This window comes from Pontivivens nitratireducens (assembly GCF_014235845.1).
Taxonomy (GTDB): Bacteria; Pseudomonadota; Alphaproteobacteria; order Rhodobacterales; family Rhodobacteraceae; genus Pontivivens; species Pontivivens nitratireducens.
Genome location: NZ_JACJUQ010000007.1, coordinates 101,289 through 127,380, shown reverse-complemented (window position 1 = coordinate 127,380; position 26,092 = coordinate 101,289). Strand labels below are relative to the sequence as shown.

The 26,092-nt window shown below is 63.7% G+C and carries 26 protein-coding genes and 1 tRNA gene; 8 read left to right on the top strand and 19 right to left on the bottom strand.

All coding sequences use genetic code 11. The features are described 5' to 3' along the window. Positions 1–79: 79 nt before the first annotated feature. From H1S03_RS10080 to H1S03_RS10025, 12 genes are all read right to left on the bottom strand, one after another. A complete protein-coding gene (locus H1S03_RS10080) occupies positions 80–748 on the bottom strand; it encodes a GNAT family N-acetyltransferase (RefSeq protein WP_221892667.1) in 669 nt (222 codons plus the stop codon). Positions 749–932: 184 nt separating this feature from the next. Then, a tRNA-Pro gene (locus tag H1S03_RS10075) sits at positions 933–1,009 on the bottom strand. Positions 1,010–1,029: 20 nt separating this feature from the next. Beyond that, positions 1,030–2,010, bottom strand: a complete 981-nt coding sequence (locus H1S03_RS10070) for a DMT family transporter (protein WP_185804326.1) — start codon at positions 2,008–2,010, stop codon at positions 1,030–1,032. Between the two features lie 341 nt (positions 2,011–2,351). Further along, positions 2,352–3,461, bottom strand: a complete 1,110-nt coding sequence (gene leuB, locus H1S03_RS10065) for a 3-isopropylmalate dehydrogenase (protein ID WP_185804325.1) — start codon at positions 3,459–3,461, stop codon at positions 2,352–2,354. A 92-nt stretch (positions 3,462–3,553) separates the two neighbouring features. Then, positions 3,554–4,678: an endonuclease/exonuclease/phosphatase family protein gene (locus tag H1S03_RS10060; protein WP_185804324.1), complete on the bottom strand. Its 1,125-nt coding sequence runs from the start codon at positions 4,676–4,678 to the stop codon at positions 3,554–3,556. Continuing rightward, the gene (locus H1S03_RS10055; protein ID WP_185804323.1) at positions 4,648–5,466 is read right to left on the bottom strand and encodes a hypothetical protein; all 819 of its coding nucleotides are present in this window, start codon (positions 5,464–5,466) and stop codon (positions 4,648–4,650) included. Before H1S03_RS10055 ends, H1S03_RS10060 begins: the two co-directional genes overlap by 31 nt. Positions 5,467–5,487: 21 nt before the next feature. Further along, positions 5,488–6,093 (bottom strand): 3-isopropylmalate dehydratase small subunit, encoded by a 606-nt coding sequence (gene leuD / locus H1S03_RS10050; RefSeq protein WP_185804322.1) that lies wholly within the window; start codon positions 6,091–6,093, stop codon positions 5,488–5,490. Between the two features lie 10 nt (positions 6,094–6,103). Beyond that, the gene (leuC, locus tag H1S03_RS10045) at positions 6,104–7,504 is read right to left on the bottom strand and encodes a 3-isopropylmalate dehydratase large subunit (RefSeq protein ID WP_185804321.1); all 1,401 of its coding nucleotides are present in this window, start codon (positions 7,502–7,504) and stop codon (positions 6,104–6,106) included. Positions 7,505–7,743: 239 nt separating this feature from the next. Continuing rightward, positions 7,744–8,754 carry a hypothetical protein gene (locus H1S03_RS10040; RefSeq protein WP_221892666.1) on the bottom strand — a complete coding sequence of 337 codons (1,011 nt, stop codon included), beginning with the start codon at positions 8,752–8,754 and terminating at the stop codon, positions 7,744–7,746. Between the two features lie 289 nt (positions 8,755–9,043). Continuing rightward, entirely contained in the window at positions 9,044–9,466 is a 423-nt protein-coding gene (locus H1S03_RS10035) for a hypothetical protein (protein WP_185804319.1), read from the bottom strand. Between the two features lie 93 nt (positions 9,467–9,559). Further along, the gene (gene polA / locus H1S03_RS10030) at positions 9,560–12,361 is read right to left on the bottom strand and encodes a DNA polymerase I (protein WP_185804318.1); all 2,802 of its coding nucleotides are present in this window, start codon (positions 12,359–12,361) and stop codon (positions 9,560–9,562) included. Positions 12,362–12,688: 327 nt separating this feature from the next. Then, positions 12,689–12,871 (bottom strand): zinc-finger domain-containing protein, encoded by a 183-nt coding sequence (locus tag H1S03_RS10025; protein ID WP_166187722.1) that lies wholly within the window; start codon positions 12,869–12,871, stop codon positions 12,689–12,691. A gap of 156 nt (positions 12,872–13,027) precedes the next feature. Between H1S03_RS10025 and H1S03_RS10020 the strand changes: the two genes are divergently transcribed. Beyond that, on the top strand, positions 13,028–13,954 hold the full coding sequence (locus H1S03_RS10020) for an ABC transporter ATP-binding protein (RefSeq protein WP_249777876.1): 927 nt from the start codon (positions 13,028–13,030) through the stop codon (positions 13,952–13,954). On the opposite strand, the gene H1S03_RS10015 is transcribed toward H1S03_RS10020, so the two are convergent. From H1S03_RS10015 to hisA, 4 genes are all read right to left on the bottom strand, one after another. Beyond that, on the bottom strand, positions 13,951–14,493 hold the full coding sequence (locus H1S03_RS10015) for a pseudouridine synthase (protein ID WP_185804316.1): 543 nt from the start codon (positions 14,491–14,493) through the stop codon (positions 13,951–13,953). The two genes, H1S03_RS10020 and H1S03_RS10015, sit on opposite strands and share 4 nt — an antisense overlap. After that, a complete protein-coding gene (locus H1S03_RS10010) occupies positions 14,490–14,801 on the bottom strand; it encodes a phosphoribosyl-ATP diphosphatase (RefSeq protein ID WP_185804315.1) in 312 nt (103 codons plus the stop codon). The genes H1S03_RS10015 and H1S03_RS10010 overlap by 4 nt, the downstream gene beginning before the upstream one ends. Beyond that, positions 14,798–15,559, bottom strand: a complete 762-nt coding sequence (gene hisF / locus H1S03_RS10005; protein WP_166187711.1) for an imidazole glycerol phosphate synthase subunit HisF — start codon at positions 15,557–15,559, stop codon at positions 14,798–14,800. Before hisF ends, H1S03_RS10010 begins: the two co-directional genes overlap by 4 nt. 124 nt (positions 15,560–15,683) lie before the next feature. Beyond that, the gene (gene hisA, locus H1S03_RS10000; RefSeq protein ID WP_185804314.1) at positions 15,684–16,409 is read right to left on the bottom strand and encodes a 1-(5-phosphoribosyl)-5-[(5-phosphoribosylamino)methylideneamino]imidazole-4-carboxamide isomerase; all 726 of its coding nucleotides are present in this window, start codon (positions 16,407–16,409) and stop codon (positions 15,684–15,686) included. A gap of 142 nt (positions 16,410–16,551) precedes the next feature. On the opposite strand from hisA, the gene H1S03_RS09995 reads away from it, so the two are divergent. Further along, positions 16,552–16,950, top strand: a complete 399-nt coding sequence (locus H1S03_RS09995) for a DUF2147 domain-containing protein (RefSeq protein ID WP_185804313.1) — start codon at positions 16,552–16,554, stop codon at positions 16,948–16,950. A gap of 54 nt (positions 16,951–17,004) precedes the next feature. On the opposite strand, the gene H1S03_RS09990 is transcribed toward H1S03_RS09995, so the two are convergent. The 3 genes from H1S03_RS09990 to hisB are packed head-to-tail and all read right to left on the bottom strand — an operon-like array spanning position 17,005 to position 19,136. After that, positions 17,005–17,916, bottom strand: coding sequence for a glutaminase (locus tag H1S03_RS09990; RefSeq protein WP_185804312.1), 912 nt, complete (start codon positions 17,914–17,916; stop codon positions 17,005–17,007). Then, positions 17,917–18,552: an imidazole glycerol phosphate synthase subunit HisH gene (hisH, locus tag H1S03_RS09985; protein ID WP_185804311.1), complete on the bottom strand. Its 636-nt coding sequence runs from the start codon at positions 18,550–18,552 to the stop codon at positions 17,917–17,919. Further along, positions 18,549–19,136 carry an imidazoleglycerol-phosphate dehydratase HisB gene (gene hisB / locus H1S03_RS09980; RefSeq protein WP_185804310.1) on the bottom strand — a complete coding sequence of 196 codons (588 nt, stop codon included), beginning with the start codon at positions 19,134–19,136 and terminating at the stop codon, positions 18,549–18,551. Before hisB ends, hisH begins: the two co-directional genes overlap by 4 nt. A gap of 134 nt (positions 19,137–19,270) precedes the next feature. Between hisB and H1S03_RS09975 the strand changes: the two genes are divergently transcribed. From H1S03_RS09975 to H1S03_RS09950, 6 genes are all read left to right on the top strand, one after another. After that, on the top strand, positions 19,271–19,909 hold the full coding sequence (locus H1S03_RS09975; RefSeq protein ID WP_249777875.1) for a DUF998 domain-containing protein: 639 nt from the start codon (positions 19,271–19,273) through the stop codon (positions 19,907–19,909). Positions 19,910–20,011: 102 nt separating this feature from the next. Beyond that, positions 20,012–21,175, top strand: a complete 1,164-nt coding sequence (locus H1S03_RS09970) for an isovaleryl-CoA dehydrogenase (protein ID WP_185804309.1) — start codon at positions 20,012–20,014, stop codon at positions 21,173–21,175. Further along, positions 21,175–21,570, top strand: a complete 396-nt coding sequence (locus H1S03_RS09965; protein WP_185804308.1) for a DUF1622 domain-containing protein — start codon at positions 21,175–21,177, stop codon at positions 21,568–21,570. Before H1S03_RS09970 ends, H1S03_RS09965 begins: the two co-directional genes overlap by 1 nt. A gap of 88 nt (positions 21,571–21,658) precedes the next feature. Then, positions 21,659–22,507: an EcsC family protein gene (locus tag H1S03_RS09960; protein ID WP_185804307.1), complete on the top strand. Its 849-nt coding sequence runs from the start codon at positions 21,659–21,661 to the stop codon at positions 22,505–22,507. A 16-nt stretch (positions 22,508–22,523) separates the two neighbouring features. Beyond that, positions 22,524–24,131 (top strand): carboxyl transferase domain-containing protein, encoded by a 1,608-nt coding sequence (locus H1S03_RS09955; RefSeq protein ID WP_185804306.1) that lies wholly within the window; start codon positions 22,524–22,526, stop codon positions 24,129–24,131. Between the two features lie 2 nt (positions 24,132–24,133). Next, positions 24,134–26,083 carry an acetyl/propionyl/methylcrotonyl-CoA carboxylase subunit alpha gene (locus H1S03_RS09950; RefSeq protein ID WP_185804305.1) on the top strand — a complete coding sequence of 650 codons (1,950 nt, stop codon included), beginning with the start codon at positions 24,134–24,136 and terminating at the stop codon, positions 26,081–26,083. Positions 26,084–26,092 lie beyond the last annotated feature (9 nt).

Here is a 26,092-nt window from a genome sequence, read left to right as displayed (position 1 = left end):
CTGTCTCCTGATAAGGGTTTTCAAACAGGCGCGTCTTAGACCATCGGCGCGCAAAAGGGAAACGGCGAAGGCTGTATGCCTACAACATGCGTGTCATCTGGGTCGCATGTCGGAACCCGAAGATCAGGCGAAGCAGGCCGATATCGTGCGCATCCGTAACGGTGTAGCCGTGGCGCGCATACAGCGCCTGCGCGCGCCGGTTTTCGTCGATCACGTCCAGCCGGATGCCCTGCTTTCCCAGCGCGGCAGCCTTGGCATCCAGCGCGTGCAGCAGCGCCGTGCCGATGCCGGAGCCACGATAGCGTTCCGCCACCGCGATGCCATCCACCAACAGCTTGTCCGAGCGTTCCTGCGTCTGCAACAAGTTCAGGATCAGGCCACGCCAGAACCCGCCGAAAGGGCCGTAATGCCCGTGCAGGCGGGAGCCAAACCGTTCGGTCAAGCCGCCCTGTTCGGTCCTGAAACCCGCGACGCCGACCACGCGACCGGTCTGCGTGTCGATTGCGACCACGGCGAAATTTGCGTTCAGGGTATCGTGCACGAAATCGCGGATGCGCGCGCCGCGTCCCAGAAAACGCGCCAGCTTCGGCCCGAACGCATCCAGATACAGGGCGGTCACGTCTGCGCGATGCTGCGGTGCGAAGCCGTCGAACACCTCTATTTCGCGGTCCCCCGCGTCGCGGCTTTGTGAAGGGACGGCGGGTCGAGGCGTGTGTAGCATGGCTTCATTCGGAAAGGAGACGCTCATGTTTCGTCGTCGCATCAGTCTGACCCGCATATTCGAGGTTTTCATCCTTCGCGCCCTTCGCGCCGCGCGGACATCCTGCAACATGGCGCGGTGTCCGGGCCAGTGCTGAAGTGGAGTGCGGAGATCATCGGAGTGCACCTCGTGGAGGCTGAGGCCGGCTGAACTTCTGATTGTCATGATGAACTGGTCGGGCAGAGAGGATTCGAACCTCCGACCCCCTGCTCCCGAAGCAGGTGCGCTACCAGGCTGCGCCACTGCCCGACCGTGGGCGAGGATTTGCCCTATTCCTTGTCCGAGCGCAAGGGGCCTTCGCGCAGGCCGAACAGACGCATGATGTCGCCGGTCCGCATTCCCAGCGCCGTATCGCCGCGCGGTGTGCGCCCGGCAGTGACGGGGCGCTCCGTCGTGGTGCCGCCGCCTTCCTCACGCATGACGATATACAGACCACTCGCGATGATGACGGCGGTTCCGATGGCCGTGGCCAGGGCCGGCATCTCATCGAAGAAGATCAGACCGAACAGCACGGCCCAGATGATCTGCGAATATTGCATCGGGGCGACCACCGACACGGCAGCCCGCTGATAGGCCAGCAACAACCCCAGCATCCCGCAGAACCCCAGGACAGCCAGAAATGCCGCCAGCCCCAGATCGCCGATCGGCATGGGGATATAGACGAAGGGCATCAGTGTTCCCATCACCACGAGGTTAGCCATCATCGGATACAGGATCATCACGGCGGAGCGTTCCTGCCCGCCGATCTTTCGCAGAATGATGGAGACGAATGACCCGCAGATCGCGGAGGTCAGCGCCGCAAGGTGGCCGATGCTCAACTCGGTCGTTGCCGGTTGCAGGACAATCAGCACGCCGACCAGTCCGGTAAAGACCGCGATCCAGCGGCGCAAGCCGACCTTTTCACCCAGAAAGGGCACGGACAGCGCGGTTATCAACAACGGCTGTGCGAACAGGATCGCATAGACTTCGGTCAAGGGCAGATGGGTGAAGGCATAGAAGGCGGAAAAGCCGGTGACGACCCCCAGCCCCGCCCGCGTCGCGACCCATCCGGGGTGGCGCGGGCGCAACGTGCCGGGTTTCGCATCGCGCACCAGCATCAGCATGACCAGCGGCATCCCGAACAGAACGGAGAAAAAGGCGATCTGGAAGGTGGAATACGTCGCCCCCAACGCCTTGATGACCGCATCGTGACTGGCGAAAAAGCCGAAGCCCACCAAGGCGGTCACGGCACCGCTTTTCCGGATCTGCATTTCTGGCGCCTCCCTCGTGTGGCTCAGCGTCTATCGAAAGGACAGTATCGGTGTCGATGCAAGGATCATCGCCTCATACCGGGCATGTTCTGCTGGCAGGACATGGGGGCACGAGGGCGCGGGGCAGGGGGTTGCGGACCTGTCCACCAGCGGTTCGAAAACCCCCGCCGTTTCCCCGTGCAACATGTCGCGCGTTCAGCGACAGAAACATCCGGTGCATCGCCCGCTCGGATCACACGAGCGGCGCGATTTGCCGATCCGGTGTGGGGGTGTTTCGGCCGGAAGCCCTGTCATCGACACGGCTTCCGGTCAGATTTAATGCATGCTCACCGCATGTCGGATCAGTTCAGCGAGGCATCCAGTTCGGAGAGAATCGCATCGCCCATTTCCGCGGTGCTCAGCGGGGTGCCGCCCTCTTCGCCCATCAGGTCGGGGGTTCGTGCACCGCCCTGCAATGTCCGCTCCACCGCTTGCTCCAGCCGATCGGCTTCCTCGCCCTGATCGAACGAGTAGCGTAGCGCCATGGCAAAGCTGAGGATGCACGCGATCGGGTTCGCCTTGCCCTGACCCGCAATGTCGGGGGCGGAGCCGTGCACAGGCTCGTACAGCGCCTTGGGCATGCCGTTTTCCATCGGTGCGCCCAGCGACGCGGATGGCAGCATCCCCAGCGAGCCGGTCAGCATCGCCGCCGTGTCGGACAGGATGTCACCGAACAGGTTGTCGGTGACGATCACGTCGAACTGCTTGGGCCAGCGGCACAACTGCATCGCGCCCGCATCGGCGTACATGTGCGTCAGCTCGATATCGGGATATTCGGCGTCGCGCAGTTTTTGCACTTCCTCGCGCCACAGGACGCCGCTTTCCATCACGTTGGCCTTTTCCATCGAGCAGACGCGGCTGTCACGGCGGCGGGCCAGCTCGAACGCGGAGCGGGCCACACGGATGATCTCGGAGGTGGTGTAGCGTTGCGTGTTGATGCCGACACGCTCGTTCCCCTCCTCGAAGATCCCGCGCGGCTCCCCGAAATAGACACCGGAGGTCAGTTCGCGCACGATCATGATGTCCAGACCGGCCACGATATCACGCTTGAGCGAGGAGAAATCCGCCAGCGCGTCGAAACATTGCGCCGGGCGCAGGTTCGAGAACAGGTCCATTTCCTTGCGCAGACGCAGCAGACCCCGTTCCGGCTTGATGGAGAAATCCAGATCGTCGTATTTCGGACCGCCGACCGCGCCCAACAGAACCGCATCCACCGATTGCGCCTTGGCCATCGTGTCGTCGGTCAGGGGGGTGCCGTGTGCATCATAGGCCGCGCCGCCCACCAGATCCTCGAACACGTCGAAGGCCATCGCGCGGTTCGCGGCGTACCAGTCGATGATCCGCCGGACCTGCTCCATGACTTCCGGGCCGATGCCGTCACCGGCCAGAATGAGAAGGGAGGGATTTTTCATGGCGGTCTCCTTGCTGAAAGCCTTCTGCGTGTTGGGCTGAGAGGGGCGGAAAGTCAAGCGAGAGCGGTGTGGAAGTAAGCCTGCCTCTGCCCTCAGGGCAGGTCCACATCGACCCAGACCAGCCGGTGGTCCGAGGCCATCGCCTCCTCATGCAATGGCGCGTCCGGTGGGGGCCAGAAGACGCCCGCGCCGCTGACGCGCAACCGCGCGTCGGGCAGGACGTAATCCACCCGCAGGTTTCCCGGCCCCGGATTGTCGCGCCAGTCCGCCGTGTCCTGATCCGCTGGCCCCAGATGCGCATCGTTCGCACCGCCGACCCCCGCAATCACCGCCCCGCGGCTGGTCGGTGCCGGGTCTTGCAGACGCGGATGTCCCAGCAGGGTGCGCAGGGGACCGCGCCGTGCCTCCCCGTCGAACGGATCGGCGTTCAGATCGGCCAGCACGGCAACCGGACCCGGTGCCAGCGGGGCGGTCACGCCCGCATCGTCGCGCATCGCCTCCCCGTCCAGATAGCGGTTGAACCAGGCGATCTCATCCGCGTTGCGCCGTCCGTTGCGATCCTGCGCCCCGTCGAAAACCGGGGGGGTCGGGTGCGCGGCCAGAACATGCAGCGTCCCCCCTTGCGGCAAGGCGATCCCGATATCCCAATGGCTTTTGGAGGAGAGGCGCTGGATCGCGCGCACCTGCGCAGGTTCGCCCGTCGGGATCATGCTGCCCGGAACGTCGTCCCACAGGCTCAGCCGAAAGGTCCGCACCGGCCCAATGGGATATCTGCTCAGCAAGGCCATGCCGCGATGACCGGGCCATTTGCCCCAGCCCTGCGCGTCCTCAGGGTCATTCACCCAGCCATCGCCGTCCAGATCCAGCCCCGTCATCACACCAGCGTTCACGGGCCCGGCATAGCTGTGCGGATAAATCAGTCCCTGTTCCGCGAGAATCTGCTGCAAACCGGCCAGCGCACGCAACTGCGGATCACGGTCCATCTCCGTCAGCAGGACGATATCGGGCGCGACCTGCCGCAGGACCGCCGCGATCTGAAGGATCGGTTGGTCGCGGCGTTCCACATCCCGGACCAGATGCCCGGCATAATCGCGGGACAGGGCCACATTGTAGGTCGCCAGGCGCAACGTCTCCGCCTGTGCTGCGGCCGTCAGCGACAGGAACAGCGCGAGGGCGACCCGCAAGATCAATCGGTGCGCGCCCGGTCGATCAGCCATGCGATTTTCAGCATCGCACTGCCGCGATTGAACAGGGCCACGGGAAAGAACGCCCAGAAGACGCAGCACCAGACCAGAGACTGATAATTGCCCAACGCGGCGGGATCGAACCATCCGCCGCTGCGCGACGCGATGGACAGGACAGCATAGGGCAGGGCCAGTGCGACGATGATGCTCAACAGGCCGGACCGCCGCAGACGCCACGCGATATCCTGACCGACCGACGGATCGAATGTCGGCAGGTTGATCCACAGGTTGAAGCTGTCACGTTCCGCCGGCCAGCGAAACACCCAGACATAGATCGCGAAAAAGAGGATGGAGATCAGCGCGATGGTGAAGCTCAGCGCCGCTGCACGTTCGACCAGCGGGTTCATTCCCGCGCCGATCAGCGTATCGGCCAGAACCACCGGGCTGAACGGTACGCTGAAGATCTCCACCAGCCGGTCGGACAGCGCCAGATAGTCGTCGGAAAACGAGTCCGCCCCGGAATCGGCCCGGCACAGGAACACCAATGCCACGATCAACACGGCGAAGGTCAGGAACCGGAACCTGTTATAGGGCGGCGCGAACCTGAAATCTATCAATCCCGGATGCGAGGACGCGTATTCGAACATCGTGAACAGGGCGAACAGCGCGCCGATGATCAGCGAAATCTCCTGCCCGGTCCGGGAGGTTTCGGGCAGGAGGAACGCCGGAAGCGCGATGAACACCAAAACAAGGAACGCCCGGGACAGGCTTGAGACCAATCTGGTCAGTACGGTCCCAACACCAGCCCTCGCATGTGCCATCCGGCGTCCCCTCTTGTCATACTAGATCCACGGAGCCGCGGTCTTGTACTGTGCCTCAAAGGCGTCGATCGACGCCGCCTTCTGCATGGTCAGCCCGATATCGTCGAGCCCGTTGAGCAGACAATGCTTGCGGAACGGCTCCACGTCAAAGGAGATCGTGCCTCCATCGGGACCGCTGATCGTCTGGTTTTCCAGATCGACCGTGATCACGGCGTTCGCACCGCGCGCTGCATCGTCCATCAACTTATCAACTTCAGATTGTGGCAGAACGATTGGCAGAATGCCATTCTTGAAGCAGTTGTTGAAAAAGATGTCCGCGAAGGATGTGGAGATTACGCAACGGATCCCGAAATCGGCCAGCGCCCAGGGCGCGTGCTCCCGGCTGGACCCGCAGCCGAAATTATCGCCGGCGATGAGGATTTTTGCGTCGCGATAGGCCGGCTGGTTCAGCACGAAGTCGGGAATTTCCTGACCCTGGGCGTCATAGCGCATCTCGTCGAACAGGTTCTTGCCCAGCCCGGTCCGCTTGATCGTCTTCAGGAACTGCTTGGGGATGATCATGTCGGTGTCGATATTGACCAGCGGCATGGGCGCGGCGACGCCTTCGAGTGTGGTGAACTTTTCCATTTTCTTCTCCTCAACCCAATTCGCGCACGTCGGTCAGACGACCGGTGATCGCAGCAGCCGCCGCCATCGCGGGCGAGGCGAGGTGGGTGCGTCCACCGCGGCCCTGACGCCCCTCGAAGTTGCGGTTCGACGTGGACACGCAACGCTCCTCCGGGCTCAACTGATCGGGGTTCATGGCAAGGCACATGGAACAGCCCGCCATGCGCCATTCGAAGCCTGCATCCTTGAGGATATCGGCAATGCCTTCTTCCTCCGCCTGGGCGCGGACCAGGCCCGAGCCGGGAACGATCATGGCGCGCAGACCGTCCTTGACCTTCTTGCCCTTCATGATCGCCGCGACCTCACGCAGATCCTCGATCCGGCCATTGGTGCATGATCCGATAAAGACGGTGTCGATGGCCACATCGCTGAGCTTCTGGCCCGGTGTCAGACCCATATAGGCGAGCGAGCGGCGCACGGCCTCGACCTTGCCGCCGGTATAGTCGTCGGGCGATGGCACGGTGGCGGTGATCGGCAGAACGTCCTCGGGCGAGGTGCCCCACGTGACCAGCGGTGCGATGTCCTCACCCTTGATGGTCAGAACCTTGTCGAAATGCGCACCCTCATCGGTCTTGAGGGTTTTCCAGTAGGTCAGCGCGGCCTCCCACGCGGCGCCTTTCGGGGCGTGGGGGCGGCCCATGCAATAGGCGAATGTCTTCTCATCCGGTGCGATCAGACCGGCGCGCGCGCCGCCCTCGATGGCCATGTTGCAGACGGTCATGCGACCCTCCATCGACAGATCCTCGATGGCGGAGCCGCAATATTCGATGACGTAGCCGGTGCCGCCTGCGGTGCCGGTCGCGCCGATGACAGCCATTGTGATGTCCTTGGCCGTGACGCCGGGGCGCAGGTGGCCCGTGATCTCGACCTTCATGTTCTTGGACTTCTTCTGGATCAGCGTCTGGGTCGCCAGCACATGCTCCACCTCCGAGGTGCCGATGCCGTGCGCCAGCGAACCGAACGCACCGTGCGTGGCGGTGTGGCTGTCACCGCACACGACGGTCATGCCGGGCAGGGTCCAGCCTTGCTCGGGCCCGACGATGTGCACGATGCCCTGACGCACATCCGAGACAGGATAGTAGTGGATGCCGAAATCCTTGGCGTTCTTGTCCAGCGCATCGACCTGAATCTTCGATTCCGGGTTTTCGATGCCGTTGGCGCGGTCCAGCGTCGTGGGAACGTTGTGATCTGGCACGGCGATGGTCTTGTCCGGCGCGCGCACGGTGCGATTGTTCAACCGCAGGCCTTCGAAGGCCTGGGGGCTGGTCACCTCATGCACGAGGTGGCGGTCGATATACAGCAGGCAGGTGCCATCGTCAGCTTCGTGGACGACATGCGCGTCCCAGATCTTGTCATACAGGGTCTTGGCCATGGGGGGTCCCTCAAGGATCGGTAAATGGGTGTAGGTAAAGCGCGGTCAGCAGGTTTCGCGCACGAAACCGCAAGCGCGTCACAGTTGGGATTCCAGCGTTTTCGCAAGACCGAAGAACCGCCACGGCAGGCGGGCATGATCGTCAAGGATCGGGATATGAGCGGTCAGCTGCGACATGCGCGGAACCTACGCCCGCAAGGGCCCCTGCGCAAGATGCCGCCTGCGCAGAGCGCTGTCCGCTACCGCCCGGCCGAGGCCTCGCGGATATCGTCGCGCACGCATTGGGAGATCAGGTCGTGATTGCCGAGCGAATTTTCACCTATCGTGCCCATCCAGCGCCGCAACTGGCCCACCGCGCGGGCGGAGGTCATGAACCTGTCCTGCGCGATCAGACGCTCCAGCGGGCTGTCGGCGGCCTTGATATTGTCGGCACCGCCAACCTGCGTGATCACCTGCATGGCGCAAAGACCGCCTTCGCCGGGGCAAATCTGCTCGCAATAGGCCTCGACCGTTGCCAGATTCGCATCACCGACAAGCTGCCCGCCCATCACGGCAGCCGCGCGCGGCAGGTTGCCGGATGCCACAAGCTCCGCCGGGAAGCCGCGTTGCGCGATGGAGTATTCGCGCATTTGCTCACTGGGCCGCAGATGCGGGGCCAGTACTGGTGCGACGAGGGATATCATCATCATCCCGCCCGACCGGCCGGTCGCAGGCGTCGTGTCCAGCCATTTCCAATGATCGCCCATGGGTGGGGACGCAAAGTAGGCGCGCATCCACAGAACGAAATCGAGCTGTTCCAGCAGGGGGTCGTCAGGGGCCAGGGCAAAGATGTCGTTCCAGCGGCCCCGGTCGAAGATCTCCCACGCCAGCTTTTCCGCTGCCTCACGCTCACCCGCGTCGAGCAGGGCGCGCACCACATCCATATCGGCATCCGGCAGACGTGACGCCAGCAGCGCCGCGGCCAAGGTATCGCCCTCATCCGCGCGCACGCGCAGCCATGATTTGCCCGACAATCCCCCGGGGGAGCGTAGCAGGTCGATCCGCTCACGCCGGGACAGGCCCGTCATGAACTCCGATCCGGCACCCGGCGGCAGGGTGGCCTCGATCTGACCCAGCAGAAGCTGCGCATCGGCATCGCCGGAGGACGCCAGTTCAGACAGCATCGGCAGCGCATCGGCGTCGTTATCGTCGAGCCAGAGCGAAATCGCGTCGTCCAGCGGCGCGGCCGTGACGGGGGGGGCGACTGCCACGAATATACTGGTGACTATGGCAAAAAGTCTTGCGAAGGACATGGAAATTCCCCGGTTATGATCGCGACAATTCAGTAATGAACGCGGTGAATCATGCCCCCACGGCACAACCTCAGGTTCTAGACCATGCGATATCGAGTGCAAGTGCACACTGAGGGTGCGCTGCAATGCAACAGAAATTTTCGCGGCACTCCGTCTGGATCAGGGGGGCGCGCAGGGTTGACTGGGCAGAATATCAAACAAATCGTGTCGCCGTCCCATCCCGCGCGGCGTTACTCTATTGGCCCGCCTACCGCTCGATCCGCCGGTTGAGCAGCAGCCCGCCGTCATCGCGCCGCCCGAATTCGCTGACGATGGAATGCTCGCAGACCTTCGCCTGCCCCACCGTGTCGAAGGGAAACAGGCTGACTCCCAGAAACCCCGGAGGTTGCGCCATTACGAACTCCAGCAATTCGGGGTGAAAGCGGATCAGCCCGATGGCGCCATCGCGCACTGTGTCCATCCGCAACTGCGCCAGCATCCGGTCGATGCTGTTGGTTACCCCGCACAGGAAGGGCAGCGCCGTGTGGCGATCCCACAGGACGAAGCACAGCGCGCTGGCGATACGCGGATTGCGCAGCAGATAGGCGTGGCATTCCGGGGCGCTGAGGATCGGGATCGGATCGCCCTCTGCACTGGCGGGGGACTGGGCGGCGGCATTTTGCACGGACATGGGACACCTCCATCGCGGGGGCAGGCCCCGCGACACCAGTCTGCCATGCGGCGAATCACTTGCCAAGCTGCTGATTCGCTAGGTGCGTTGCGGCTAGTGCGCCTGCGCCCAGTTCGCCCCCGTGCCACCATCGACGACCAGCGGCACGTCCAGTGCGACGGCGGGCAGGTGCGCGTGCTCCATCACGTCGCGCACCGTGCCGATCAGATCGTCGGCGGCGTCCCGTGGCACCTCGAACAGCAATTCGTCGTGCACTTGCAGCAGCATCCGGCCGGGCAGTTTCGCCGTCTGCATCGCGGCGGGCACGCGGATCATTGCGCGGCGGATGATGTCGGCGGCGGTGCCCTGAATGGGCGCGTTGATCGCGGCGCGATAGGCAAAGCCCGCACGCGGGCCGGAGGACGCGATCTCCGGCGTGTGGATGCGCCGGCCGAACAGGGTTTCGACGCGCTTGTGTTCCTTGGCGAAGGCCTTGGTGTCATCCATGTATTTCTGGATGCCGGGGAACCGCTCGAAATACCGGTCGATGAAGGCCTTCGCATCCTCACGCGGGATGCGCAGATTGTTGGCGAGGCCAAAGGCGGAGATGCCGTAGATCACACCGAAGTTGATCGCCTTGGCCTGACGCCGCACATCCGGCGTCATCTGGTCCAGCGGCACGCCGAACATCTCGGACGCGGTCATCGCGTGAATGTCCAACCCGTCGCGGAACGCCTGCTTCAGCGAGTCGATTTCGGCGATATGGGCCAAGATGCGCAGCTCGATCTGACTGTAGTCGAGCGAGACGAGGACATTGCCTTCCTCCGCGATGAACGCCTCGCGGATGCGGCGGCCCTCCTCCGTGCGCACGGGGATGTTTTGCAGGTTCGGATCGGTGGAGGCGAGACGCCCGGTATTGGCCCCCGCGATGGAATAGGAGGTGTGCACCCGGCCGGTTTCGGGGTGGATATGTTCCTGCAACGCATCGGTATAGGTCGATTTCAGCTTCGACACCTGCCGCCAGTCCAGCACCCGTGCGGGCAGATCATGACCCAGCGCGGCGAGGGTTTCCAGGATATCGGCCCCGGTGCCATAGGCCCCGGTCTTGCCCTTTTTGCCGCCTTCGATTGCCATTTCGTCAAACAGGATCTCGCCCAGCTGCTTGGGAGAGCCGACATTGAACTTGCGGCCTGCAAGCTCATGAATCTCATGCTCCAGCCCGGCCATTTTCTGTGCAAAGCTGTTGGACATGCGGCTGAGGTGATCGCGGTCCACCTTGATGCCGTGCCGCTCCATCTGCGCCAGCACGGGAACGAGGGGCCGCTCCATCGTCTCGTACACCGTCGTGGTGCGTGAGGGGATCAGGCCGGGTTTCAGCGCGGTCCACAGGCGCAGGGTGATGTCGGCATCCTCGGCCGCATAGGGGGCCGCGTCGTCGATCTTGACCTGATCGAAGGTGATCTGCTTTTTGCCCGCGCCGATCAGCTCCTTGATCGGGATCGGCTTGTGATCCAGATAGCGTTCGCTGAGCGCGTCCATCCCGTGACCGTGCAGACCGGCATGTTGGGCATAGGAAATCAGCATGGTGTCGTCGATCGGGGCGACGGTGACGTCCAGTCGGGCGAAGATCTTGATGTCGTATTTGGCGTTTTGCAGGATCTTGAGGATCGCGGGATCCTCCAAGACGGGTTTGAGCATCTGCAGCGCCCGGTCAAAATCCATCTGGCCCTCGGACCTCTCGGCCCCGCCCAGCAGATCGCCGGTGCCGTTCACATGGGCAAGCGGGATGTAGCACGCCTGACCCGGCTCCACGCTGAGGCAGATGCCGACCAGATCGGCGCGCATCTCATCCAGACCGGTAGTTTCTGTGTCCACCGCGACGTAGCCGCGCTCGTGAATCCGGTCGATCCAGATCTGCAAGGCCTCGGTATCGCGCACGATTTCGTATTTCGAGGGGTCGATGGGCGGCATGTCCGGCTCATCCATCGCGGGGGCGTTCGCGGGCGTGTCGTCGATGGTCGGTGCCTTGGCCCCCAGCTTTTCCGCGACGCGGTTGGTGATCGTGCGGAATTCCATTTCGGCCAGAAACGGCAGCACGGTTTCCGGGTCGAGCGGTTGCACCTCCATCGCGTCGATGCCGACCTCGACCGGAACGTGTTGCTCCAGCGCGACGAGGCGTTTGGAAATGCGAATCTGTTCGGCATTGTCGATCAGGGATTGGCGGCGCTTGGGCTGCTTGATCTCCTCCGCCCGCGCCAGCAGGCTTTCGACATCGCCGTATTCGTTGATGAGCAGGGCCGCGGTCTTGATGCCGATGCCGGGGGCGCCGGGGATGTTGTCGACGCTGTCGCCGGCCAGGGCCTGCACGTCCACCACCCGGTCGGGACCGACGCCGAACTTTGCCTCGACCTCCTCCGGCCCGATGGTGACGTTCTTCATGCCGTCCATCATCTCGACCCCGCCGCCGACCAGTTGCATCAGATCCTTGTCGGAGGAGATGATGGTGACCCGCGCGCCCGCGTCGCGGGCCTGAACGGCGAAGGTGGCGATCAGGTCGTCGGCCTCCCACCCCTCCTGCTCGATGCAGCAGATGCCGAAGGCGCGGGTCGCCTCACGCGTCAGGGGGATTTGCGGGCGCAGATCCTCGGGCATCGGGGGGCGATGGGCCTTGTATTGCGGGTAGATGTCATTGCGAAACGTCTTGGCCGAATGGTCGAAGATCACCGCCAGATGCGTCGGCGCATCGTGGCCCGTGTTGCCCTCCAGCATCTTGAACAGCATGTTGCAAAAGCCCGACACCGCGCCGACCGGCAGACCGTCGGATTTTCGCGTCAGGGGCGGCAGGGCGTGGAACGCACGGAAGATGAACCCCGATCCGTCGATCAGATGCAGGTGGTGTCCCTTGCCGATTGCCATGTCGTGCCCCTTCGATTTGTGGCGCGCAGATTAGGGGATCGCCGCGGGGAAGGCGAGGGGGTGCGAGGGCTTCGAGGAGCCTTCGGCGGGGATATTTGACCAAAGTGAAGCCGGGATGTCCGACGTTCATGACGATCGGGGGATGAAGGCCCGGCGGAAGGTTGCGCCGGGGACCAGAACCGCCTTGGTTGGTTCGGGGTCCGCGACAGGTGCTGCGCGGGCGGCGGGTTTCATGCCCTCGGACCGGCTGCGTTTCGAGCGGTAGGCCAGATCCCGTAAAGAGATGAACTGGCCCTTGTGATTGCCACCAGCCCGCGTGCGAGGGTGTCAGCGGTCGTCAGCGACGCTGCCCTCCAGCACGAATTTCTTGTCGCAATAGCCGCATTCGACGAACCCTTCCTCGGGTGCGATCGTGTACCAGACGCGCGGATGGCCGAGGCCGGCCCCCCCGCCGTCGCAATGGATGCGGGTCTTGGTCACGTACTCGACTTCGGGGGCCTGAATGGTCATATGGTTCTCCGCCGGAACTTGGATAGGACTTGGTGTTGCGGGCCGAACGGCCTACATCGCGTTGGCGCACATGATAGCGATAGCACCCCCGGCGACAAGGCCCGGAGGTCTTCTCTGACAACGAAGCCGCAGGACGCGATGCGAAGGAGCGACGCAATGGAAAATGCAATCGAACTCAGGGCGCTTCGCAAGGTGTATGCCGGTCAGGGTGGTGGTGAGGACAAGGTCGCGCTGGAAGGTCTGGATCTGGACATTCCGCAGGGCTCGATCTTCGGCCTGCTGGGGCCGAACGGCGCGGGCAAATCCACGACCATCAACATTATGGCGGGCCTGACGAACAAGACCTCCGGTTCCGTTCGCATCTGGGGATTCGATCAGGATACGAACCCGCGCATGTCGCGGGCCTCCATCGGGGTGGTGCCGCAGGAACTGAACGTCGATCCGTTCTTCTCCCCCCGTGGCGCGCTGGAGGTGCAGGCCGGGCTGTACGGCGTGCCCAAGTCGCAGCGGCGCACCGATCAGATTCTGGCGAAGGTCGGTCTGCTGGACAAGGCGGAGGCCTATGCCCGCACCCTGTCGGGCGGAATGCGGCGACGGCTTCTGGTTGCCAAGGCTCTGGTGCACGCGCCGCAGGTTTTGGTGCTGGATGAGCCGACGGCCGGCGTCGACATCGAATTGCGTCAGATGCTGTGGGATTACGTCCGAGAGTTGAACGACGCAGGCACCACGATCATCCTGACCACGCATTATCTGGAGGAAGCGCAGCAGATGTGCGACCGGATCGGCATCATCTCTCAGGGCAATCTGGTTGCATGCGACGATACGGTGAACCTGCTGGCCCGGATGGACCGCAAGGCACTGGTGGTCACGACCGACGGCACCGACGTGCCCGCGCTGCCCGAAGGCGTCCGCGGTCAGCGGCGCGAGGATGGCTCACTGGTGCTGAGCTACCGCAAATCCGCGCATTCGGCGATGGACCTGCTGGATCACCTGCGCAATCAGGGCGTGGTAATCCGCGACATGGCGACCGAGGAACCGGATCTGGAGGATGTCTTCCGCGAGATCACCAAGTCAGCGGCCTAGACCTGACGCCAGGTGCCGCTTGCGATCCCGTCAATGGTCCAATCACCGACCGAATGGCGGATCAGGCGCAAGGTGGGAAAGCCAAGCGCGGCGGTCATGCGGCGCACCTGCCGGTTGCGCCCCTCACGTATCGTGATTTGCAGCCAGCAATCGGGAACGCTCTTGCGAAAGCGGACGGGCGGGGTCCGGGGCCAAACCTTCGGCGGCTCGATCAGGGCAACCTCGGCCGGGGCGGTCTTGCCGTCCTTGAGGGTGATGCCGCTGCGCAATGGGGCCAGATCGCGGTCGGTGGGCGCGCCCTCGACCTGAACCCAATACGTCTTGGGCGTCTTGTGACGCGGGTTGGCGATGCGTGCCTGTAGCTGCCCGTCATCCGTCAGAACCAGCAACCCCTCACTGTCACGATCCAGCCGCCCGGCGGCGTAGACATGTTTGATGTCGATGAAATCGGAGAGTGTACGGCGGGCGGAATCCTTCGTGCCCTCATCCGTGAATTGGCTGAGGACGTCGAACGGTTTGTTGAACAGGATCGTGGTCACGTGCGGGACGCTTTCTCAGCGATGCCGGATGTGCCCTCGCGGCGCTCCAGCTCGGCCAGCACGTCCGCCCATGCGACCTCGCGGGCGGTCAGCATGACCATCAGGTGATAGACGACATCCGCCGCCTCGTAGGTCAATTTGGCGGTGTCACCCTTCGCGGCCTCGATGATCGCCTCGATGGCTTCCTCACCGAATTTCTCGGCGCATTTTTCCGGCCCCTTGGACAGCATCCGTGCTGTGTGGGAGCTGTCGGGATCGGCCCCGGCGCGCTGGGCTATCGTTTCCGCGAGTCTGTTCAGGACGTTCATGTCAGCCTCATCGGGATGCCGGCGGCGGCCATGTGGGCCTTGGCCTCGCCTATGGTGAAGGTGCCGAAGTGAAAGATCGAGGCGGCGAGCACGGCGTTCGCGCCGCCTTCGGTGACGCCCTCGACCAAGTGATCCAGCGTACCGACCCCGCCCGAGGCGATCACCGGAACGGGTACGGCGTCGGAAATCGCGCGGGTCAGGGGCAGGTTGTAGCCGGATTTCGTGCCGTCCTTGTCCATCGAGGTCAGCAGGATTTCCCCCGCGCCGCGCCGGGCCATGTCGGTGGCGAATTCCACGGCGTCGATGCCGGTCGGCTTCGTGCCGCCATGGGTGAAGATCTCCCAGCGGCCCGGCGCGACCGTCTTGGCATCCACAGCCACGACGATGCACTGCGCGCCAAATTTTTCGGCCGCCGCGTCGATCACATCGCGGTTGGCGACGGCGGCGGAGTTGAAGCTGACCTTGTCCGCGCCCGCCAGCAGCAGGGCGCGCACGTCGGAGATGGTGCGCACGCCACCGCCCACGGTCAGGGGCATGAAGCACTGTTCCGCCGTGCGGCTGACCACGTCGAACATGGTGCCGCGATTTTCCAGAGTCGCCGCGATGTCGAGGAAACACAGCTCATCCGCACCGGCGGCATCATAGGCGATCGCCGCCTCAACCGGGTCGCCCGCATCCACGAGGCCCTCGAAGTTGACGCCCTTCACGACGCGTCCTGCCTTCACGTCGAGACAGGGAATAATGCGGGTCTTCAGCATGGGAACTCCTGACTTCACGAAGCGTTCATATTTCGAGATCAGTCTCAGCGCAAATGGAGGAAATCATGGCACTGAACGCGTTCGCACTCTTTTCGGCCTTCGCACTTCTGGCGACCGTCATTTTCTACTGAGATTTCAGCAGGGCGACGGCCTCGGCCAGATCAATCTTGCCGTCGTAAAGCGCACGGCCCGAGATCGCGCCGTCCAGTGCCGCGCCGCTGCTCTTGAGCGCGCGCAAATCGTCGAGGGATGAGACACCGCCCGATGCGATCACCGGGATAGATACCGCATTGGCAAGCCCCGCCGTCGCCGCCACGTTCGGGCCCTGCATCGCGCCGTCCCGGTCGATGTCGGTGTAGATGATGGCGGCGACACCGGCATCCTCGAACTGGCGGGCCAGATCGGTGGCGGTGATATCGGTCGTTTCCGCCCAGCCCTCCACCGCGACCATGCCGTCGCGCGCGTCGATGCCGACAGCGACCTTGCCGGGGAAGGCTTTCGCGGCCTGTTTGACGAGTGCCGGATCGCGCACCGCGACGGTGCCCAGAATGACGCGGGCCAGGCCCCTGTCCAGCCAAGCCTCGATCGTTGCCATGTCGCGAATGCCGCCGCCCAATTGTGCGGGAACGTTTGTCGCGGCCAGAATCGCTTCGACCGCCGCTGCGTTCACCGGCTTGCCGGCGAAGGCCCCGTTCAGGTCCACAAGGTGCAGCCATTCGCAACCCGCATCCACGAAACTGCGCGCCTGCGCTGCCGGGTCTTCGCCGAACACCGTCGCCTTGTCCATGTCGCCTTTATAAAGGCGCACGCAGGCCCCGTCCTTCAGGTCGATAGCAGGGTAGAGGATCATCGCAGCGGCTCCATTCGCAAGGGTTGCTAGCACGTAACGGGCCGGGCGCGGTTTTGCAAAGCCTGCATGTCCCGTTACGTCGTAGTTGACCGCGCTGTGACAGCGCATCAGATTTCCTTGAAATAATAAACGGGAGGAAAAAATGAAGAAAATCATCTTGGCGACGGCTCTGGTTTTGGCCGCACCGCTGGCCGCGCAGGCGCAGGACATCAACGGAATGTGGCAATCCGAACCGGGTGAGACCGGCAGCTATGTCACGGTCGCCATCGACAATTGCGCCGCCAACACCGCACAGACCTGCGGAACGATCACCGGCGTGTTCGAGGCTGACGGTTCCGCCGGCGATCAGGCGATCGTCGGAAAGCCGATCATCTGGGACATGCAGCCGACCAATCCGGGCAACTGGGCGCAGGGCACGATCTGGGCGCCCGATCAGGACAAGACCTATGATTCCAAGATGTCCCTGTCAGGAAACACTCTGGAGGTATCGGGCTGCGTTCTGTTCATCTGCCGCTCGCAGAACTGGACGCGCATGAACTGATCCGGCGATTTTTGGGGCGGCGGGCGAGGGTCCGCCTCCCTTTTCATGAGCGGTCTAGCCGAAGATCGACCAGCCGGTGTCGCGGGCCAGTGTTTCCACCGCCAAAGTGCCCAGATGCGAGTTGCCGTAGTGGTTCAGCCCCGGCGACCAGACCGCGATTGAGGCCTGCCCCGGCGCGATCACCAGAATGCCGCCGCCCACACCGCTTTTCCCCGGCAGGCCGACGCGGTAGGCGAAATCGCCCGATCCGTCATATTGCCCGCAGGTGATCATCAACGCATTGATCCGGCGCACCCGACCCGGCGACAGCATCCGCACCAGCTCGGGGGAGTTCATGAGGAAACGCCCCGCCCGCGCCAGTTGCGCGGTGTTCATCGCGATGGCGCATTGGTGAAAATAGGTGCCCAGCGTCAGGTCCGGCGCGTGGCGCAGATTGCCGTGGGACAGCATGTAATGTGCCAGCGCGAAGTTGCGGTGGCCGGTCGCGATCTCGGACCGGGCGACCGAATCGTCGATGTGGATGTTCTCATCATCCGCGGCCTCGCGCACGAAGCGCATCAGGCCGCCGAGCGCCTCCGCCGGGCTGTGACCTTCGAGATAGGTGTCTGTGGTGACGATGGCGCCCGCGTTGATGAACGGATTGCGGGGGCGGCCTTTTTCCTGCTCCAGCAGCAGGATCGAATCGAAGGCCTGACCCGAGGGTTCGCGCCCGACGCGGGTCCATAGATGATCGCCCACTCGCCCAAGCGCCAGGGCGAGGGCGAAGACCTTGGACACCGACTGGATCGAGAACGACGTATCCGCATCGCCGCAGGAATATTGCGTCCCATCCGCGAGGCAGACGGAAATCGCGAACTGATCGGGATCAATGCAGGCGAGCTGCGGAATATAGTTGGCGACGCGCCCACGATCAGGCCGTGTGGCCATGTCCTGCGTGATCTCGTGCAGGATCTGCTGAAGGTCCATCTAGGGCGCCCAGTTCAGGAAATTCGCGATGACATGAAGCCCGGTTCGCTGGCTTTTCTCGGGGTGAAATTGCGTGCCGACGATGTTGTCCCGACCGATGGCGGCGGTGACCTTCGTGCCATAGTTCACGTGCGCCAGACGGTGGGAGATGTCGTCAGGGGTCACGTGATACGAGTGCACGAAATAGGCATGCTCCCCCGGTTCCACCCCGTCGAAGATCGGGTGGGGGCGGTCGATATGCAGTTCGTTCCATCCCATATGCGGCACCTTCAGCGCCGGGTCCGAGGGCTGTAATGCCGTAACCGCGCCGGGTATCCACCCCAGGCCGGGCGTGTCGCCGAACTCCCGCCCGACGGTGGCCAGCAGTTGCATGCCGACGCAGATCCCCATGAAGGGCGTGCCCGCCTCGACCCGCTGGCGCAGGACCTCGACCATGCCGGGTACGGCCATCAAGCCCGCCTGACAGTCGGCAAAGGCGCCGACGCCGGGCAGGACGATCCGTTCGGCACGCAGCACGGCCTCGGGGTCGGAGGTGACGGTGATCTCGGGTCCGCCAGCCTCACGCCGCATCCGCTGAAAGGATTTCTCGGCGGAGTGCAGGTTGCCCGAGCCGTAGTCGATGATCGCGCAAGTCACAGCATTCCCTTTGTCGAGGGGATCGCGTCGCCCTTGCGCGGATCGGTTTCCAGCGCGTCGCGCAGGGCACGGGCCACGGCCTTGAACGCGGCCTCTGCGATGTGGTGGGAGTTGATGCCGTCCAGTTTCTCGACATGCAAGGTGATACCGCCATGGGTCGCGAAGGCCTGAAAGAATTCGCGCACCAGCTCGGTGTCGAACCCCTTGATCGCGGGGGCGGTGAAATCGACCTTCCACACCAGATAGGGCCGCGCCGATAGGTCCAGCGCGGCACGTACCAGCGTATCGTCCATCGGCAGCAGGCACGCGCCGTAGCGTACGATGCCGCGCTTGTCGCCCATGGCCTGCGTCAGGGCCTGACCCAGCGCGATGCCCACATCCTCAACCGTGTGGTGGTCGTCGATGTGCAGGTCGCCCTGGCAATTGACCGTCATGTCGATCAGCGCGTGGCGCGACAATTGGTCAAGCATATGATCGAAGAATCCGACGCCGGTCCGGTTGTCGTACCGACCGGTTCCGTCCAGGTCGATTTCGACCGTGATGTCCGTTTCCGCGGTCTTGCGGGTGATGGTGGCGCTGCGCATGGGGGCCTCCGTTGCGATCTGCGCGCCTTATAGGGCAGGGCGCGGCCGGTCGCAAAGACTTCCCGCGTCTTGCAGTGGCGGCGGAACCTTCTGACCGCGAACGAGGTTGATAGTCACATCGCATGGAGGACGACATGGCAGACGACACAAAGCTGGGACGGGCTTACCCGGGCCGCCCGCCCAACAGGCTGATGCTGGGCATCTGTGCGGTATTGGGTTTCGCGGGGATCGTGACGCTGCTGCTGGGCAACATCATCGGCAGTATCGTCGTGCCCGGTCACGATTGGGTTGCCGATACGATCAGCGATCTGGCCGCAGGACGGTACGAGATCATTCAGGACGTGGCCCTGTACGGTTATGCGGCGGGGCTGCTCGGCATCGGTCTGGGCGCGGCGCATATTCACCCAGGCGGGCATCGCTGGACGCTGGGCGTGTTCGCGCTGGCATGCCTTGCCGCCATCGTCGTGGTGGTCGGTGCGCGCAACGAATACGGCGACAGCGATCAGGAGGGCGTCGTCATCCATATCTATCTGGTCTACGGGCTGGGGATTCTGTTTGCTGCTGCGATGATCGCCATGGCCCAGGATCTGGACAAGTATCGTCGGGGAATGGCTATTTTCAGCTATACCTGCGCCGGGCTTTGGGTGATTGGCGCAATCATATTCTTCATGCTGCCGACGGGTTACGACGGTGCGTGGGAACGGGGGCTGGGCCTGGTTACCATGGTTTGGCTGGGGGCCGTAGCAGCGACGATGTGGCGCGAGGTCTCTTGATACGCAATGGTCTGAAACGGGGTCGCACAAGCTGGTTGCCAGATAACTGAACATATGTTCATATCCCCCGAAAGCGGCCATGATCGCATCTGGAGGAAAGCAATGTTCAACGCATCCATGAATTTCGCATTGGGTGAGGAAATCGAAGCGCTGCGCGATATGGTGCACCGCTGGGCACAGGACCGTGTGGCCCCTATGGCCGCCGAGATTGATCGCAAAAATGAATTTCCCGCCGAGCTGTGGCGCGAAATGGGCGATCTAGGCCTGCTGGGCATCACAGTGTCTGAGGAGGACGGCGGCGCGGGAATGGGCTATCTGGCTCATGCCGTCGCGGTGGAGGAGATCGCGCGGGCGTCGGCCTCCGTCAGCCTCAGCTACGGGGCGCATTCCAACCTGTGCGTCAACCAGATCTCTCTGAACGGCAATGCCGCGCAGAAGGCAAAATACCTGCCGAAGCTTATCAGCGGTGAGCATGTCGGATCGCTGGCCATGTCCGAGGCAGGCGCCGGATCCGACGTCGTTTCGATGAGCCTTCGTGCTGAGAAGCGCAACGACCGCTTCGTTCTGAATGGCAACAAGTACTGGATCACCAATTCGCCGCAGGCCTCGACCCTCGTGGTCTATGCCAAGACCGACCCGGATGCGGGACCGCGCGGCCTGACGGCTTTCCTGATCGAAAGGGAAATGAGCGGCTTCAGCGTCGGTCCGCATTTCGACAAGCTGGGAATGCGCGGATCGGACACGGCGGAATTGATATTCGAGGACGTCGAAGTGCCGTTCGAGAATATTCTGGGTGAGGAAGGCAAGGGCGTGAACGTTCTGATGTCGGGACTGGATTATGAGCGTGTGGTGCTGTCGGGCATCGGTGTCGGATTGATGCATGGCATCCTCGACCACGTCATGCCCTATATGCATGAGCGTAAGCAGTTCGGGCAGAAGATTGGCGATTTCCAGCTGATGCAGGGCAAGATCGCGGACATGTACACCGCGATGAACACCGCGCGGGCCTATCTCTATGCCGTCGCGGCAGCGTGTGACCGTGGGCAGGTGACCCGGCAGGATGCAGCGGCCTGTGTGCTGTACTGTTCCGAACAGGGGATGATGCAGGCCATTCAGGGTGTGCAGGCCATGGGCGGGGCAGGGTTCCTGAACGATTCGCCGCTGGCCCGGATCATGCGTGATGCCAAGCTGATGGAAATCGGTGCCGGCACCAGCGAGATTCGCCGGATGCTGTGCGGTCGGGAATTGATGAAGGCCACTGCCTGATGGAAAGCCTTCCCGAACAATCGCCGGGCATTTTGCACGGTCCGTTGTCCGGGTTGGCACACGGGCTGGAATGGATCGCGGTCGGGATAGATCTGCTGGCCATCGCGCTGATGCTGATCGGGGCCGTGCGGTTTGTCCTCGGCGTTGTGAAGGCGGAGTTCAGCAAGCAGTCGGCACGGCGGGTGGACGGCATCAACCATGAACGGCAGGAGCTGGGTCGCTATATCCTGGCCGGGTTGGAGCTGCTGATCGTGTCGGACATCATCCATACGGCGTTGAGCCTGAAGCTGTACGATCTGCTGTTTCTGGGCCTGTTGGTGATCATCCGATCCGCGATCAGTTTCTTTCTCGACCGGGAAATACGGGAGATCAGAGAAGAGCAAGCACGCTCATGACCGTTGCCTTGCGGGGTATGCCTTGTGGGGCGCACTCCCCGATGACATCGTGAAAGAGCTCTCTCTCTTTCGGATCGGAGGTTCGTAGATGGTGAATGATATTTCCACCCCGCGTGAGGAGGAGGTCGCCGCACCGCGACGGACCCCCCTGTCGGTGGAGGCTTACCGTGCCGTCATGGCACAGCAATCGCTGTATCGTGCGCAAAGGCCTGCAATTCTGCCCCGGTTCGCGCGCGCGATCTCTCGCCCTGCGGGCTGGATCGCGTCACGTCTGCTTCCGATCGAGGCGATTGAACTGGCGCTGACCGGCGCGGATTTCGCAGCGAACGCCACATTGCGCCGTGCGCTGCTCGATCACGATTTCAATGATCTGAACGCATGTGACGACGCCGCGCACGAGGCTCGCCGCTGGGCAATCGGCTACGGCATGACATCAGGCGGCGCGGCAGGGGCCGTGGGGGCGGTGGGATTGATGGTGGACGTGCCGACATCCATCGCGCTGGCGATGCGCACCGCACGGTCCGTCGGGCTGTGCTACGGATTCGGCGAAAGCGGCGAGGCAGAGCGCAGTTTCGTCCTGAGCATCCTGTCGCTGGCCGGTGCGAACGACCGCGCGGACAAGGAAAAGGCCCTGCGCTTCGTCGATGCCGTCAACCGTCCCGAGGCGATTCAGGATCACGATTATCAGGCCATCGCCCGCATGGGCGGCCCGGGCACCGCCAGTGTCGCCGCGATCCGCAAGCTGTCCGAACAGCTTGGCGTGAACCTGGCGCAGCGCAAGGCCGGACAAATCGTTCCGATCTTTGGCGCGGTGATCGGGGCATCGGTGAATGCAGCCTTTCTAAGCGATGTGGCACTGGCCGCAAAATATGCTTACCGCGAACGCTGGCTGGCGACACGCGGTTATGCCGAAACGATTGAGGAAACGCAGGAATGAAAGAACGAGTGAGCACATGAGCAGGTTAAGCACGGACGCATTGCCCGGTTCCGACGCATATGAGGCAAACCGCGCCGCCCATGCGGCAGCAGCGGCTGATATCGCCGAAGCAGCCCGGATCGCCGCCGCGGGTGGCGGACAAAAGGCGCTGGAGCGGCACATCTCCCGCGGGAAGATGCCCCCGCGTGAGCGTGTGGCGAATCTGCTGGACCCCGGCACGCCGTTTCTGGAGGTCGGCGCCACCGCCGCGCACGGCATGTATGACGGCGTAGCCCCCTGCGCAGGCGTGATCGCGGGGATTGGACAGGTCGCCGGGCGGCAATGCATGGTTTTGTGCAACGATGCCACGGTCAAGGGCGGCACATACTACCCCATGACGGTCAAGAAGCACCTGCGCGCGCAGGAGATCGCGGAACAGAACCGCCTGCCCTGCGTCTACCTCGTCGATTCGGGCGGGGCGAACCTGCCCAATCAGGATGAGGTGTTCCCGGACCGCGACGATTTCGGACGCATCTTCTTCAATCAGGCGAACATGTCCGCGGCCGGGATTCCACAGATCGCTGTGGTGATGGGATCGTGCACCGCCGGCGGGGCCTACGTGCCCGCGATGTCGGATGTCACGATCATCGTCAAGGAACAGGGGACGATCTTCCTCGCCGGTCCGCCATTGGTAAAGGCCGCAACCGGTGAGGTCGTCACGGCCGAGGATCTGGGCGGCGGCGATGTGCACACCCGCCTGTCGGGCGTCGCGGATTATCTGGCGGAAGACGACGCGCACGCTCTGGCGCTGGCCCGGCAGGCGGTTGGCAACCTCAATCTGACGCCGCCCGCCACGGTGGAATGGCAGCAGCCCGAGCCGCCGGCATTCGCGCCTGAAACGATAACGGGCGTCGTGCCCGCCGCGCTGACCACGCCCTACGACATCCGCGAGGTGATTGCCCGGATCGTGGACGGGTCACGCTTCGATGAGTTCAAGGAGCGGTTCGGCAAGACGCTCGTCACGGGCTTTGCCCATATCGAGGGCTGCCCGGTGGGCATCATCGCCAACAATGGCGTGCTGTTTTCGGAGGCCGCCCAGAAGGGCGCGCATTTCGTGGAGCTGTGCAGCCAGCGCAAGATTCCGCTGATCTTCCTGCAAAACATCACCGGCTTCATGGTGGGCCGCAAATACGAGAATGAGGGGATCGCCCGGCATGGTGCCAAGCTGGTGACGGCTGTGGCGACCACTCGCGTGCCCAAGATCACGGTGCTCGTCGGCGGCAGCTTTGGCGCCGGCAATTACGGCATGGCGGGGCGGGCCTATTCGCCGCGCTTTCTGTGGACTTGGCCCAACAGCCGCATCTCCGTCATGGGGGGTGAACAGGCGTCCGGCGTGATGGCCACCGTTCGCCGCGAGGGGATCGAGCGCAAGGGCGGCACCTGGACGGAGGAGGAGGAGCAAGCCTTCCGCCAGCCGATCCGCGATCAGTTCGAGGAACAGTCCCATCCGCTCTACGCCTCCGCCCGATTGTGGGATGACGGCGTGATTCCACCTGAAAAAACCCGCGACGTGCTGGCGCTTTCCCTGCGTGCCTGCCTGAATGCCCCGATAGAGGAGACACGTTTCGGCGTGTTCCGGATGTGACCATGTTCAGCAAAATCCTGATTGCCAACCGGGGCGAAATCGCCTGCCGGGTCATCGAAACGGCCCGTAAAATGGGTGTCGCCACCGTCGCCGTCTATTCGGACGCGGACGCGCGGGCCAAACATGTGCAGATGGCGGATGAGGCGGTGCATATCGGCGCCTCACCCGTCGGGGAAAGCTACCTCAAGGGTGACCGGATCATTCAGGCCGCGCGCGACACCGGGGCGCAGGCGATCCATCCCGGTTATGGCTTCCTGTCCGAGAATCCCGATTTCGTGGATGCGGTGCAGGCGGCGGGCCTGACCTTTATCGGGCCGAGCGCTGATGCGATCCGCGCGATGGGCCTCAAGGACGCGGCCAAGAAGCTGATGGAGGAAGCGGGCGTTCCCGTTGTGCCGGGTTATCACGGGGCAGAGCAGGACGCCGATTTCCTGGCCGCAGAGGCGGACAAGATTGGCTATCCCGTCCTTATCAAGGCGCGCGCCGGCGGCGGCGGCAAGGGGATGCGAAAGATCGACACCCCCGCCGGTTTCAAGGCCGGTCTGGAAGGTGCGCAGCGGGAGGGGCAAGCTTCCTTTGGCGATGCGGCGGTCCTGATCGAAAAATGGATCACCACCCCCCGGCATATCGAGATGCAGGTCTTTGGCGACGGAACCCAGGCCGTACATCTGTTCGAGCGTGACTGCTCGCTGCAACGTCGCCATCAAAAGGTGATCGAGGAGGCCCCGGCCCCCGGCATGACGGATGAGATGCGCAGCGCAATGGGTGCCGCCGCAGTCAAGGCGGCGGAGGCGATCGGCTATTCCGGCGCGGGCACCATCGAGTTCATCGTCGATGGCTCTGACGGGCTGCGCCCCGACGGGTTCTGGTTCATGGAGATGAACACCCGCCTTCAGGTCGAACATCCCGTGACGGAGGAGATCACGGGCATCGATCTGGTGGAATGGCAGCTTCGGGTCGCCTCGGGGGAGCCGCTGCCCGCCGGGCAGGACGACATTTCGATCAGCGGTCATGCCTTCGAGGCGCGGCTATATGCGGAGGACGCCTCCAAGGGCTTCCTGCCGGCGACGGGACGCCTTGGTGCATTGCAGTTCCCGGACGGGGTGCGCGCGGATAGCGGTGTGCGGGCCGGGGATGAGATCACGCCGTTCTACGATCCGATGATCGCAAAGCTGATCACCCACGGTCCCACGCGGGAAGTCGCGCTGGGCCAGTTGCGCCGTGCCCTTGAACAGACGGTGGTTGCCGGTTCGGTCACGAACCTGCCGTTTCTGGCGGCGCTGACCCGGCACGAGGGCTTCGCCGCGGGTGAGGTCGATACCGGGCTGATCGAGCGGGATCAGGCGGCGCTGACCGCCATCCCGGACGCCCCGGCGGACGTGGTGGCGATTGCCGCGATCGCGGCGCTGGGTGTGGCGGACGGTCAGACCGGGTTCACGTTGTGGACCCCGCTGACACACAGCGTCACGCTGGACGACCGGCTCGTGCGGGTCACGGTGCTGGGAGGGGGCGATTTCGATGTCGAGATCGATGTTCTAAATGAAGGGCAGGGCGGGCAGAACGTGCCCATCCGTGGCCTCGTCACAACCGGCACCGATATACGTTACGAGGGCGGCAGCTACCGCGTGGTGTGCGAAAATGATATCGTAACCGTGTTCGACCGCGCGGTGCCGCATGTCTTCACCCGGATCGACCCGCTCAGCCGTGCGGCGGAGGCCGGGGCTGGCGGTGATGTTCTGATCGCCCCGATGCCGGGCCTCATCAAGGTGGTGAACACCGAGGCTGGTGCGACGGTCACTCAGGGCGACGCGCTGATCGTGATGGAGGCGATGAAGATGGAGCACACACTGACTGCCCCCCGCGACGGCATCGTCGCACAACTGGCCGCGAAGCCGGGTGGCCAGGTCGCGGATGGCGATGTTCTGCTCAGCCTTGAACCGATGGAGGAGTGAACATGCAGT